The organism is Methylobacterium sp. 285MFTsu5.1 (assembly GCF_000383455.1).
Classification (GTDB): Bacteria; Pseudomonadota; Alphaproteobacteria; order Rhizobiales; family Beijerinckiaceae; genus Methylobacterium.
In genome coordinates, this window is record NZ_KB911272.1 from 213,517 (window position 1) to 226,475 (window position 12,959).

The following is a 12,959-nucleotide window of genomic DNA, read 5'->3' on the forward strand; positions in this document are numbered from 1 at the left end:
TCGCCTTCGGAGCCGGGCCATGGCCTCGGCCGATCGCGGCGCCCCTCAGTTCGCCTTCGCCTCGACCTCGAGCCGGTCGAGGACGGCGGCCGGTGAGCGCGCCGCGCCCAGGTCGATGAAGCCGATCCCCGCCGGCTCCTTGGACTTGGCGTGCACCACGAGCTTGCCGGGTTTCATCACGAACTGGCCCATGGCGGCGCCGATCCCCTTGGCGGCCGCGCTGTTGCCCAGGATGATCGGCACGCCGAGCAGGCTGGCGGTGACGTATTCCTTGCGCAACTCGTCCGGCTTGAGGCTGAGATCCTTCGACTGCGCGGCCAGGAAGCGCTCGAACAGGCCGGCATTCTCGACCGTCAGGTTCAGGGTCTTGGCGCTGCCCGAGAACATCACCATGGTCGCCGCCGGCAGGGTGCCGGAGAACAGTTCGGGCCCGATGCCTCCGAGCGTGCCGGACAGGCGGACGGTGCCGATGTCCCGCCCGGAGATCGTGACCTCGCGCAGGGCGAGGTCGCGGGCCTTCTCGTCCAGGCTCGCGTCGGCCACGAGGTCGAGGTCGAGGTCTCGGTAGCCGTAGGCCGGCAGCAGGCCGAGGAGCGGCGCGCCCGCGAGCAGGTCGGCGGGCAGGCTCAGGCCGGTGAGGCTGATGCGGGTCGCGCTGGGCACGCCATCGGTCAGCGGGCCGAAGGCCAGGGCCGCCTCGCGCAGCGCGACGCGGGGGGACGTCCGCGGCGACACCGTGACCGCCAGGGGATCCGCGGTCCTGTCGGCCGGCCTGGGCTCGGGTGTCCGCGCCGACCGGCCCGGCTCGGGCAGGGCGCTACGGGCCGGGGGCCGGACGTCGCGGGGAGGCGCCCGCTCGACCTCCGCCTCGGGCGGCAGGTCGATCGACAGGTCGGTGAGGGTGAGCGTGCCGAGCTTCGGCGTCAGGCGACGCATCTCGACGTCGGAGAAGCCGGCGCCGCCCGTCGGCTCGGCGGCGATGCCCTGGAGGGTCGCGACGGTCGGCGCCAGGGAGGTCCCCAGCGCGGCCACGCGGCCGACATGGATCCGCAGCGCGCCGCGGGTCATCGACAGGTTGTCCAGGGTGGTGCCGCCCTCGGAGCCCGAGGAGGTGTAGGCGGCCCGGCCGATCTCGAACAGCACCGGCCCCTTCGGATCGGTGTCGCTGACGCTCAGGCCCTGCATCTCCAGGCTTCCGACCGAGGTGGCGTCGATGAGATCGGCGGCGGCGGCGGCCAGCGGTCGGCGGTCGCTGGCGCCGTCGAAGCCGTTCGCCACGATGGCGAAGGCACCGCTCCAGCCGTCCGGGACCTGCCGGCCGCCGAGGTCGCGGCCGTCGAGGCGGGCGATCTTCACGGTGGTGCCGCGCGCGTCCGAGTAGGTGACGTCCGAGACCTGGATGGTGCCGTAGACGCGCTGGACCGGTCCCTTGCCGTCGCCGGGCACCGTGTAGAGCCGGCTGAGCGCGGCGAGATCCAGGTCCGTGGCGCGCACCTGACCGTAGGTCCCGGACCCGCGGTTCGGCCCCGCGACGGAGCTGACCGTCGCGCCGGCCGCCGTCAGCTCGCCGACGCGGCCGGCCCGGATGTCGCGGGCGACCACGTCGCGGTAGGTGACGGTCTGCCGGTTCTCGCCGGGACCCGCGTTCTCGGAGACGAGGACCGGGACGGTCAGGCTGCCGGCGTCGAGCCGGGCGAGGCGCTGCTCCCAGGGCACGTTGGAATCCGGGCGCAGGATCGCCGCGAGATCCTCCTTGGAGAGGCGGGTGCCGCTGGCCGTCAGCTTCGGAGCCTTCAGCAGCGTGCCGCCCAGCGGGATCACCACGTCGTTGACCGTCACGTCCTGGACGGCGGCGGCGCCCTCCTGCGCGGCGAGCGGCGCGGGCGCGAGGCCGAGAAGGGCCAGCGTGGCGGCCGTCGCCCAGGCCGACCGGAGGCGGAGACGGGCCTTCGGGTGGTTCATGGCAGCGTCCGGACCAGGGCTCTCGCGGGGATGCCCTAGCCGTGCCGTGTTTTGCCGGGCGAGGCAATCGCGCGCGCCGGCCCGGGCGATCGAGCCTGGAAAGGTGTCGTACGGACGCAACGGCGCGTCGGCGCCGGGGCGGGGGCTACAACGAGAAGGAGGTCCCGCAGCCGCAGGAGGCGGTGGCGAGCGGGTTCTCGATCTTGAAAGACTGCCCGATCAGATCGTTCACGAAATCGATGGTCGAGCCGCTCATGTACTCGAGCGAGACCGGATCGACGATCACGGTGGCGCCGTCGCGCTCGATCGCGACGTCCTGCGCCTCGCGGGCGCGGGTGATGTCGAAAGCGTAGGAGAAGCCCGAGCAGCCGCCACCGTTGACGCTGATCCGCAGCGACGAGCCCGCCGGCTCCGCCACCATGATCTCGTTGATGCGCTTGGCCGCGCGGGCGGTCAGGGTGATCTCAGCCATCGGTCTCTGGCCACGCATTCGTTCGGTGGACGGCGCGCCCGGCCCGTTGCCGAGGGCGCCTCGACCCACAAGATATGAGCCGCAAGCCCGCGCCGCAACGCGCCGGGCGGGGAGCCGTCATGAGCAGGGTGCGTGAGTTACAGAGCGGATGCCGTGCGACCGAACGGTGAGCGCTGGCGCGCGCCCTACGCCACCGACCCGGCCCGCACCCGGGGCCGCCTGATCCCGGAGGCCGGCTCGCCGACCCGCAGCGACTTCCAGCGCGACCGGGACCGGATCATCCACTCGACGGCGTTCCGGCGCCTGAAGCACAAGACGCAGGTCTTCGTGCATCACGAGGGCGACCACTACCGCACCCGCCTGACCCACACGCTGGAGGTGAGCCAGATCGGCCGGGCGCTCGCACGCGCCCTCGGGCTCGACGAGGACCTCGCGGAAGCTCTGGCCCTCAGCCACGACCTCGGCCACACCTGCTTCGGCCATACCGGCGAGGACGCCCTCGACACCTGCATGGCGCGCCACGGCGGCTTCGACCACAACGCCCAGGCGCTGCGGATCGTCACCCGGCTGGAGCGGCGCTACGCCGGCTTCGACGGGCTGAACCTCGCCTGGGAGACGCTGGAGGGCCTCGTCAAGCACAACGGTCCGCTGCTCACCGCGGACGGCCACCCGACGCCCCGCTACGCCGCCCGCGGCATCCCGGCGGCGATCCTGGAATACGACGCGCTGAATCCCCTCGACCTGTGGAGCCAGGCCGGCCCCGAGGCCCAGGCCGCCTCGCTGGCGGACGACATCGCCTACGCCGCCCACGACCTCGACGACGGGCTGCGCGCCGGCCTGTTCGAGATCCCGGAGCTGCGGGCGGTCCCGTTCCTGGCCGGGCTGCTCGACGAGATCGACCGGCTGCATCCGGGCCTGGAGCCGTCGCGGATGATCCACGAGCTCGCCCGCCGGGTGATCACCCGCTTCGTCGAGGACGTCATCCGCGAGGGCGGCCGCCGCATCGCCGCCCTGGATCCGCAGCGCGTCGAGGACATCCGCGACGCGGATCAGCCGGTCATCGTGTTCTCGCCGGAGATCGCGGCGGCTGACGCCGAGATCATGCGCTTCCTGTGGGAGCGGATGTATCGGCATCCCGGCGTGGTGGCCGTGCGGAAGAAGGCCGACGCCATCGTCAACGACCTGTTCGCCGCGTTCACCGCGGCGCCGGCCCGGATGCCGGAGGAGTGGAGCGCCGGTCTCGACGGTGCCACCGAGGCCCGGGTCGCCCGCCGTGTTGCCGACTACATCGCCGGCATGACCGACACTTACGCGGTCCTGGCGCACCGCAAGCTCTACGCGACGACGCCGGACCTGCACTGGGAGTTGCCCAGCCGGGGCCTGCCCCTCGCCGAGCCCTGAGGGCCCGGCGCGGGGCCGGCGCGTGTCAGCAGCCGCAGCCGCAGGTGAAGCTGCCGTAGCACCCGCCGTAGCCGTAGCCACCGTAGGCGGCGGGATAGCCGTAACCGTAGCCGTAACCGCCGTAGGCGGCCGGGTAGCCGTAACCGTAGCCGCCATAACCGTAGCCGCCGTAGACGCTGCCGGCGGCGAGCCCGAGCCCGAGGCCGATCCCCGCGCCGGCCAGCCCGTAGCCGAGGGCCCGACCGTAGCCGCCGCGGTAGCCGTAACCGTAGCCGCGCCCGTAGAAGCCGCGGGCCGCGTAGCCACCGCGGTAGCCGTAGCCGCCGCGGTAACCGCCCCGGAATCCGCCACCATGGAATCCGCCACCATGGAATCCGCCGCCGCGGAACCCGCCCGCCTCGGCACTCGGCGTGGCCAGGATGAGCGCGCAGAGCGCCGTGCCCGCAATCGTCAAGGTCTTCATCAGTAACTCCGCGATCGGCCTACTCACGATCGCCAACGATGACACCGTGTCGTCTCGTTCGAGACAAGACGGACACTGGGCGATCCGTATTCGTCGCGCGGGATAACCCGTCGGCGACGCGCACGTGGTTACCGGAGCGATGCCGCGACCGCGGATTCCGCGCGGTCGGTGCGCGGCCCGGCGCCGTGACACCCTCCCGCCCCCTTGCTAGACCGCCGGGGCGGGCGCAGGCCGGACGGGCCGGGCGACGAGACCCCCGCGCGAGCGAGATCGAGACCCATGAACATCTTCGCCCTGTTCGAGGCGCGCGTGCGCGAGGCCGTGGAGGCGCTGACCCGCGCCGGCCACCTGCCCGAGGGCCTCGACCTGGGCCGCGTGGTCGTCGAGCCGCCCCGCGACGCGTCGCACGGCGATCTCGCCACGAATGCCGCCCTGGTGCTCGCCAAGGAGGCGCGGACCAACCCGAAGGCGCTCGGCGAGGCCCTGGCGGAGGAACTCCGCGCGGACCCGCGGATCGTCGAGGCGAGCGTCGCCGGGCCGGGCTTCATTAACCTGCGGCTCGACCCCGCGATCTTCCACGCGGTCGTGCGCGACGCGCTGACGGCGCCGGAGGCGTTCGGCCGCTCGCGGCTGCCCGGCGGCCCGATCAACGTCGAGTACGTGTCGGCGAACCCGACGGGGCCGATGCATGTCGGTCACGGCCGCGGCGCGGTGTTCGGCGACGCCCTGTGCAACCTGCTCGTCGCCGCCGGCCGGCAGGTGACGCGGGAATACTACATCAACGACGCCGGCGTTCAGGTCGACGTGCTGGCCCGCTCGGCCTTCCAGCGCTACCGCGAGGCCCTGGGCGAGCCCTTCGCGATCGCCGAGGGCCTCTACCCGGGCGACTACCTGAAGCCCGTGGGCGCCGCGCTGGCCGAGACCCACGGCCGCGCGCTCCTCGACAAGCCGGAGGCGGAGTGGCTGCCCGCGGTGCGCGAGACCGCGCTCGGCATGATGATGGATATGATCCGGGCCGACCTGGCGGCGATCGGCATCCGCCACGACGTGTTCTTCTCCGAGCGCACGCTCCAGGAGAGCGGGGCCGTGAAGTCCCTGCTCGCGGAACTGCGCGCCAAGGGCCTCGTCTACGAGGGCCGCCTGCCGCCGCCCAAGGGTCAGCTGCCGGAGGATTGGGAGGACCGCGAGCAGACGCTGTTCCGCACCCGGGAATTCGGCGACGACAGCGACCGCCCGCTGCTGAAGTCGGACGGCTCGTACACGTACTTCGCCTCCGACATCGCCTACCACCGGGCCAAGTACCTCGCCGGCGCGACCGAGCTGATCGACGTCCTGGGGGCCGATCACGGTGGCTACGTGAAGCGCATGCAGGCTGCCGTGAAGGCGGTCAGCGACGGCAAGGCCACGCTCGACGTCAAGCTCTGCCAGCTCGTGCGGCTGTTGCGCGCAGGCGCGCCGGTGAAGATGTCCAAGCGGGCCGGCGAGTTCGTGACCCTGCGCGACGTGATCGACGAGGTGGGCCGCGACGCGATCCGGTTCATGATGCTCTACCGGAAGAACGACGCGACTCTGGATTTCGACCTCGCCAAGGTCGTGGAGCAAACGAAGGACAACCCGGTCTTCTACGTCCAGTACGCCCATGCCCGCGTCCGCTCGGTGCAGCGGCAAGCGCGCGAGGCCTTCCCGGACGCCGACCTCTCGGCCGCGGCGCTGGCCCGCGAGGCGGATTTCTCCGTGCTGAGCGACCCGGGCGAGATCGAGATGATGCGCCTCATCGCGCAGTACCCGCGGGTCCTCGAATCCGCGGCGCTGGCGCACGAGCCGCACAGAATCGCCTTCCACCTCTATGAACTGGCCTCCGCGCTGCATAGTTTCTGGAACAAGGGCAAAGACTTGCCGCAATTACGGTTTGTTAATGCAACCGACCGAAAGTCGACGTGGGCCCGGCTGGCGCTCGTCGAAGCTCTGCGGAGCACGCTGGCGGCCGGCCTTGCGATTCTCGGTGTGACCGCGCCGGACGAGATGCGATAGGCCCGGGTGCATCGGGCCGGTCTTCGGCGTTGATGTGAGGATGCTGCCATGACGAACGCTTCGCGCGCTCAGGTCGATTTGGACGCCCTCGCGCGCGATCTGCGTCAGGAGAAGGGCCAGGCGCCGCAGGCGTCCGGCAAGGGCGACCCGCTGGCGGAACTCGCCCGCATCGTCGGCCAGGACGACCCGTTCCGGGCGCTGCTCGCGGCCCGCGACGAGATGCGCGCCGTCGCGCCCGCCGCCCCGCAGCAGGCCGCCTGGAATGCCCGGGTCGAGCCGAGCTTCGCCCCGGAACCCGCCAAGGCCACGCCGGCCGACGCGTTCGACCAGTATCTCGCCTCGGTAGAGCAGGACACGCACCGCGAGGGCGCCGGCTACGCTCCGGAGGGCGGCCCGACCTCGACCGGCGACGAGGAGACCTACGCGGACAGCCGCGCGCTCCGGCGCGCCAATCCGCGGCGGCGGCTCGCCTCGGTGGGTGCCGGCGTCGCCGTGGTGGCGCTCGCCGTCACCGGGGCGCTCACCTACAAGGGCCTGAGCAATTCGGGCCACGGCGGCGTTCCGGTGGTCCAGGCCGATTCTACGCCCCTCAAGGTCGCCCCGAAGGTCGCCGACGGCGTCGAGATCCCGGATCAGAACCGGCAGATCTACGACCCGAAGGGCAAGAAGGACGGCCAGATCAAGATCGTGAACCGCGAGGAGCAGCCCCTCGACGTGGCCGAGGCCGCGCGGGCGGCCCAGGGCCCGTCGCAGCCGAGCGGCGCCCAGGGTGGCACGACGCCGGGCAGCGGCCCGTTCGAGGCCTTCGGGGAGCCGCGCCGCGTCCGCACCGTGGCGGTCAAGCCCGAAGCGCCGCCCGCGCCGCCGCCGCGCGAGCAGCAGGCCGCCGATGCCGGGCCGGCCCCGATCCCCACCATGGTCCTGCCGAGCGACGAGCCGCCCGCTCCGCCGGCCCCGAAGTCCAGGCCCGTCCGCCAGACCGCCGCAGCCATGCCGGCGACCACGGCCACGCCCGTCGACGCGCAGCCGGAAGCCGCGGTCGAGCAGCCGGCGCCCAAGCCGGTGGCCGTGAAGCCGCCGCCGAAGGCCGCCCAGCGCATCGCCGCCGTCGCTCCGGCCGGGGCGGCCGCGCCCGACACCACCGCCAGCACCACGACGGACGACGACGCCGTGAAGTCCGGCCCGGTCAGCGGCTTCTCGGTCCAGCTGGGAGTGCGCAGCTCCGCCGCCGAGGCCAAGGCCGCGTTCCACCAGTTGCAGGCCAAGTACGCGCAGCTCGCCGGCAAGCCCGAGCTGATCCGGCAGGCCGAGGTCAACGGCAAGACGATCTACCGCGTCCGCGTCGGACCGCTGGAGAAGGCTCAGGCCGCGAGCCTGTGCAGCGCCCTGCAGGGCGCGGGCGGCCAGTGCTTCGTGGCCAAGAACTGATCTCCTGACGGCACCTCGCGGACGGGACGGCGTGCCCGTCCGCGGTGATCCGCGTCGCCCGTCCGACCGAGTCCCCTAGGCAACACGGGCGGCGCGATCGCCCCGGCCACTGGTCCGGGGCCCCGGTTTGGTCTTGCCGGCTCCCCGTTCCCGCCCGACTCTGTCGCCATCGATTCGCGCCGCCCGGCGGTTCCGCCGCCGTTCTCGCGCCGTCTTCGCGCCGCCACCGAGCAGTATCCGAGCCGTTCCAGATGACCTCCCGCGCCCTGATTCTCGGCTGCACCGGCCCGTCGCTCACGGCGGAGGAGAGGGCCTTCTTCCGGGACGTGAAGCCGTGGGGCTTCATCCTGTTCAAGCGCAACATCGGGACGCCCGACGAGGTCCGCGCCCTCACCGGGGCACTCCGGGACTGCGTCGGGTCCGACCGGGCGCCGATCCTGATCGATCAGGAAGGCGGCCGGGTCCAGCGGATGGGCCCGCCCCACTGGCCGGCCTATCCGGCCGGCGGTCGCTACGGTCGGCTGAACGGCAGCGCCGCGACCATCGCCCGCCTCGGCGCGCGCCTCATGGCACACGACCTCGCCGAGGTCGGCATCAACGTCGACTGCGCCCCCGTCCTCGACGTGCCGGCGCCGGGCTCGCACGACATCATCGGCGACCGCGCCTACGCGACGAGTCCGGAACGGGTCGCCGAGATCGGACGCGCCGTCGCCGAGGGCCTGATGGCCGGCGGCGTCCTGCCGGTGATGAAGCACATTCCGGGGCACGGGCGCGCCACCTGCGATAGCCACCACGGCCTCCCGGTGGTCGACGCGACCCGCGCGGATCTCGCCGGGCAGGATTTCCGCACCTTCCGCGCCCTCGCAGACCTGCCGATGGCGATGAGCGCGCACGTCGTCTTCACCGCCATTGACCCCGACCGGCCGGCGACCCAGTCAGACACCGTCATCCGCGACATCATCCGCGGCGCCATCGGCTTCGACGGCCTGCTGATGACCGACGACCTGTCCATGCACGCGCTGACCGGCACGTTCCGCGACCGGACGGAGCGCGCCTTCGCGGCGGGGATCGACATCGGCCTCCACTGCAACGGCGCGCGCGACGAGATGCAGGCTGTGGCCGAGGCGGCGCCCGAACTGACCGGCGAGGCCGCGCGGCGCGCCGCCGCTGCGCTGGCGCGGCTCGACCCCGCCGGCGACGGGCTCGACGTCGCGGAAGCCCGCGACCGCTTCGCCGCGGCTCTCGCCGCCGCCTGACCTGAGACACCGCGCGACGTTCCATCGCGGCCTTCCACCGGCCGTGGCATCGCCTCTGCTTGTGTTCGGGCGGCGCGATCCCTAGGTTCGCCCCGAAATCCTCAACCGGACGTGGCGTCACGCTCCCGCTTCTTCGGGGCGCCCGCAGGAGGTTGCCATGGGCAGCATGAGTATCTGGCACTGGGTCATCGTCGCGGTCATCGTGATGCTGCTCTTCGGACGCGGCAAGGTGTCCGACCTGATGGGCGACGTCGCCAAGGGCATCAAGGCCTTCAAGAAGGGCATGGCCGAGGACGAGACCCCGCCGGCGGCCCAGGCCGCGCCGCCGCCGGCCGAGCCGGTTCGCACCATCCCGCACACCGCCGAGACGAGCCCCGGCACCGCCATCCCGGCGAGTCATATCCCCGGCGGCGAGCGCAAGCCGGTCTGACGGCGAGCTTGACTGTAGGACTGTCAGAGCGCGCGCGCTCGTGTAGAGCCTGACGGGGTCCGGCCGCCGTGCCGGATCTCGGGGCAGCAGGACCGTCGACGACATGCTGGACATGAGCTGGGGCGAGGTGATGCTGATCGGCGGCGTCGCCCTCATCGTCATCGGGCCGAAGGATCTGCCGAAGGCGCTGCGCACCGTCGGGCAGATCACCACGAAGCTGCGCCGCATGGCCGGCGAGTTTCAGATGCAGTTCAACGAGGCGATCCGCGAGGCCGAGCTCGACGACGTCCGGCGCGAGGTCGACGGCATCCGCAACACCGTCCGCACGGCGGGCTCGACCTTCAATCCGGTGCAGACGATCCGCGACGAGCTGAAGGGCGCCGTCGAGGGCCGGGCCAAGATGGGTCCGGAGAAGATGGGACCGGAGATGCCCGGCCCCGAGACCCCGCCGGTCGAGACCCGGTCGCTGGCCGACGCCACGGCGCAGCTGAAGGCCGAGCAGGAAGCCGCGGCAACCCCTCAAGCCTCCGATACGCATCCGGTCACGCCCGCCGGCGCGTCGGACCATGGTGCGACGACCGAGGTCGCGGAGGCGCCCCTGCCCGTGCCCGGCTCGGTGGACGATCCGTTCGGCCCTCCGCCCGCCCCGCCCGCCGCGCATCCCGCCACCGAAGAGTCCAAGAACGGCACGGCTGCCCGATGATCAGCGAGGCGGACGAGGCCGAGATCGAGGCATCCCGGGCGCCCCTGCTCGAGCACCTGATCGAATTGCGGTCGCGGCTGATCAAGTCGCTCATCGCCTTCGTGCTGATGTTCTTCGCGTGCTTCTTCTTCTCGCGCGACATCTACAACGTGCTGGTCTACCCCTACGTCTCGATCGTGGGTGCGCAGAACGCCGAGCTGATCGCCACGCACTTCCTCGAGCAGGTCTTCACCAACATCAAGCTCAGCGTCTTCGGCGCGGCCTTCCTGGCCTTCCCGGTGATCGCGACGCAGATCTACGCCTTCGTGGCACCCGGCCTCTACCGCAACGAGCGCAAGGCGTTCCTGCCCTACCTCGTCGCCACCCCGATCTTCTTCCTGCTCGGCGCGCTCGTGGTATTCTTCCTGGCGATGCCGCTGCTGATCAAATTCTCGGTGTCGCTCCAGCAGGTGGGCGTCGCCGGGGAGCCGACGATCAAGCTGCTCCCGAAGGTCGACGAGTACCTGTCGCTGATCATGACGCTGATCTTCGCGTTCGGCATCGCCTTCCAGCTGCCGGTGATCCTGACGCTGCTCGGCCAGATCGGGATCATCGACGCGGCGTTCCTGCGCGAGAAGCGCCGCTACGCGATCGTGCTGGTCTTCGTCGCCGCCGCCATCCTGACCCCGCCGGACGTCATCTCGCAGCTCTCCCTCGCGATCCCGATGCTGCTCCTCTACGAGGCCTCGGTGTTCTCGGTGGCGCGGGTCGAGAAGCTGCGCGCCGCGCGGCGCGTCGAGGAGGGGCTGGAGCCCTGAGCCGGCGCGCCGGGCTCAGTCCGGCGCGCGCAGGCGGTAGCCGACGCCGGTCTCGGTGAGCAGGTAGCGCGGGCGCTCGGGATCGGGCTCGAGCTTCTGGCGCAGCTGCCGGATGTAGACGCGCAGGTACTGCGGGTCCGACGAAGCCGGCGCGTGGCGCATGAGCTGCGCGTGGGTGAGCACCTTGCCGGCGTGCTGCACCAGCACGCGCAGGAACTCGTATTCCCGCGGCGACAGCTTCACGTCGCGCTCGCCCACCCGGACGATGCGGCGGACGAGGTCGACCGAGAGGTCCTCGACCCGGAAGACCGGCCGCTCACCCTGCTTGGCGAGGCGATGGCGCAGGGCCGCGCGGATGCGCGCCAGCAGCTCGTTCATGCCGAAGGGCTTGGTGACGTAGTCGTCGGCGCCGAGATCGAGGGCCTCGACCTTGCCGCGCTCGTCGTCGCGGCTCGACAGGATCACGACCGGCAGGTCGGGCCAGCGCTCGCGGACCGCCGCCAGGAGGGCGTGGCCGGCCATGTCGGGAAGGCCGAGGTCGAGGAGCGCGAGATCCACCCCGCCGGCCTCCAGGGCGGCGAGGGCCGCGGCCCCGTCGGCGGCCTCGACGACCGCGTAGTCCTGCGTCCCGAGACCGGTGCGGAGCAGCCGGCGGATCGGCGGCTCGTCGTCGATCACCAGGATGCGGGCTATGCTCACGCGTTCCGTCCCTCGTGGCGGTCTCGGGCGGCCTATTCGGGCCGCAACAGCACGTGCCGCTTCTTGCCGAAGGAGAGCTTGATCACCCCGTCCGCGGTCACGTCGCCGCGGCCGAGGACAGCCTTCTCATCCGTGACCGGCACGTCGTTGACCCGCAGGCCGCCGCCCTTGATCTGACGGCGCGCCTCGCTGGTGGACGGCACGAGCTTGGCGACCTCCGGCCCGAAGGCGGTGAGCACGCCGAGGCCCGCCTCCAGGGCGGCGGACGGCACGGTGACGCTCGGGAGGTCGGCGGCAAGCGTCCCCTCGACGAAGGTCTTGCGGGCGGTCTCGGCGGCGGCCTCGGCGGCCTCGCGGCCGTGCATCAGCGCGGTCGCCTCCGTGGCCAGCACCGTCTTGGCCGCGTTGATCTCGGAGCCGGCGAGGGCGGAGAGGCGCGCGATCTCCTCCATGGGCAGCAGGGTGAACAGCTTGAGGAAGCGGGCCACGTCCGCGTCCTCGGTGTTCCGCCAGAACTGCCAGTACTCGTAGGGCTTCAGCATGTCCGGGTTGAGCCAGACGGCGCCGGCCGCGGTCTTGCCCATCTTGGCGCCGGACGACGTGGTCAGCAGCGGGCAGGTCAGGGCGTAGAGCTGCGGCGTGCCCATGCGGCGGCCGAGATCGATGCCGTTGACGATGTTGCCCCACTGGTCCGATCCGCCCATCTGCATGACGCAGCCGTAGCGGCGATTCAGTTCCACGAAGTCGTAGGACTGGAGGATCATGTAGTTGAATTCCAGGAACGAGAGTTCCTGGTCGCGCTCCAGGCGCAGGCGCACGCTGTCCATCGACAGCATGCGGTTCACCGAGAAATGCCGGCCGACGTCGCGCAGCATCTCGATGTAATTGAGCTTGGTCAGCCACTCGGCGTTGTCGACCATCACGGCGTCGCCGGCCGCGTCGCCGAAGCGGAGGAACCGGTCGAAGGTCTTGCGGATCTCGGCCTTGTTGGCGTCGATCTGCTCGACGGTGAGGATCTTGCGGGTCTCGTCGCGGCCGGACGGGTCGCCGACCCGGGTCGTGCCGCCGCCCATCAGGGCGATGGGCCTGCCCCCGGTGGCCTGCAGCCAGTGCAGCATCATGATCGACAGGAGGTGCCCGACATGGAGCGAGGGCGCCGTGCAGTCGTAGCCGACATAGGTGGTCAGCCGGCCCTCGAGGGCCGCGGCGTCGATGCCGGCGAGGTCCGAGGTCTGGTGGATATAGCCGCGCTCGGTCAGGATCCGCAGGAAGTCGGATTTCGGCGCGAAGCTCTCGGCGGTCATGGATGCCATCTCG

At 71.8% G+C, this 12,959-nt stretch carries 12 protein-coding genes; 7 read left to right on the forward strand and 5 right to left on the reverse strand.

What is annotated here, in order from left to right; translation table 11 throughout:
* Positions 1-45: 45 nt before the first annotated feature.
* Together H288_RS0107815 and H288_RS0107820 are read right to left on the reverse strand one after the other, a co-directional pair.
* A complete protein-coding gene (locus H288_RS0107815) occupies positions 46-1,962 on the reverse strand; it encodes a hypothetical protein (RefSeq protein ID WP_020092035.1) in 1,917 nt (638 codons plus the stop codon).
* Between the two features lie 145 nt (positions 1,963-2,107).
* Positions 2,108-2,434 (reverse strand): iron-sulfur cluster assembly accessory protein, encoded by a 327-nt coding sequence (locus tag H288_RS0107820; RefSeq protein WP_020092036.1) that lies wholly within the window; start codon positions 2,432-2,434, stop codon positions 2,108-2,110.
* A gap of 153 nt (positions 2,435-2,587) precedes the next feature.
* On the opposite strand from H288_RS0107820, the gene H288_RS0107825 reads away from it, so the two are divergent.
* Positions 2,588-3,835: a deoxyguanosinetriphosphate triphosphohydrolase gene (locus tag H288_RS0107825; protein ID WP_020092037.1), complete on the forward strand. Its 1,248-nt coding sequence runs from the start codon at positions 2,588-2,590 to the stop codon at positions 3,833-3,835.
* Between the two features lie 25 nt (positions 3,836-3,860).
* On the opposite strand, the gene H288_RS0107830 is transcribed toward H288_RS0107825, so the two are convergent.
* Positions 3,861-4,298 carry a hypothetical protein gene (locus H288_RS0107830; RefSeq protein ID WP_020092038.1) on the reverse strand — a complete coding sequence of 146 codons (438 nt, stop codon included), beginning with the start codon at positions 4,296-4,298 and terminating at the stop codon, positions 3,861-3,863.
* Positions 4,299-4,577: 279 nt separating this feature from the next.
* On the opposite strand from H288_RS0107830, the gene argS reads away from it, so the two are divergent.
* From argS to tatC, 6 genes are all read left to right on the forward strand, one after another.
* Positions 4,578-6,329 carry an arginine--tRNA ligase gene (gene argS / locus H288_RS0107835; protein ID WP_020092039.1) on the forward strand — a complete coding sequence of 584 codons (1,752 nt, stop codon included), beginning with the start codon at positions 4,578-4,580 and terminating at the stop codon, positions 6,327-6,329.
* A 48-nt stretch (positions 6,330-6,377) separates the two neighbouring features.
* Positions 6,378-7,757: an SPOR domain-containing protein gene (locus H288_RS0107840; protein ID WP_020092040.1), complete on the forward strand. Its 1,380-nt coding sequence runs from the start codon at positions 6,378-6,380 to the stop codon at positions 7,755-7,757.
* Between the two features lie 251 nt (positions 7,758-8,008).
* Positions 8,009-9,013: a beta-N-acetylhexosaminidase gene (gene nagZ, locus H288_RS0107845; RefSeq protein ID WP_020092041.1), complete on the forward strand. Its 1,005-nt coding sequence runs from the start codon at positions 8,009-8,011 to the stop codon at positions 9,011-9,013.
* A gap of 157 nt (positions 9,014-9,170) precedes the next feature.
* Positions 9,171-9,443: a twin-arginine translocase TatA/TatE family subunit gene (locus H288_RS0107850; protein WP_020092042.1), complete on the forward strand. Its 273-nt coding sequence runs from the start codon at positions 9,171-9,173 to the stop codon at positions 9,441-9,443.
* Positions 9,444-9,546: 103 nt separating this feature from the next.
* Positions 9,547-10,146 (forward strand): Sec-independent protein translocase protein TatB, encoded by a 600-nt coding sequence (gene tatB, locus H288_RS0107855; protein ID WP_020092043.1) that lies wholly within the window; start codon positions 9,547-9,549, stop codon positions 10,144-10,146.
* Positions 10,143-10,943, forward strand: coding sequence for a twin-arginine translocase subunit TatC (tatC, locus tag H288_RS0107860; protein ID WP_020092044.1), 801 nt, complete (start codon positions 10,143-10,145; stop codon positions 10,941-10,943). Before tatB ends, tatC begins: the two co-directional genes overlap by 4 nt.
* A 15-nt stretch (positions 10,944-10,958) precedes the next feature.
* On the opposite strand, the gene H288_RS0107865 is transcribed toward tatC, so the two are convergent.
* Positions 10,959-11,642: a response regulator transcription factor gene (locus H288_RS0107865; RefSeq protein ID WP_020092045.1), complete on the reverse strand. Its 684-nt coding sequence runs from the start codon at positions 11,640-11,642 to the stop codon at positions 10,959-10,961.
* A 32-nt stretch (positions 11,643-11,674) separates the two neighbouring features.
* A complete protein-coding gene (tyrS, locus tag H288_RS0107870; RefSeq protein WP_020092046.1) occupies positions 11,675-12,946 on the reverse strand; it encodes a tyrosine--tRNA ligase in 1,272 nt (423 codons plus the stop codon).
* Positions 12,947-12,959 lie beyond the last annotated feature (13 nt).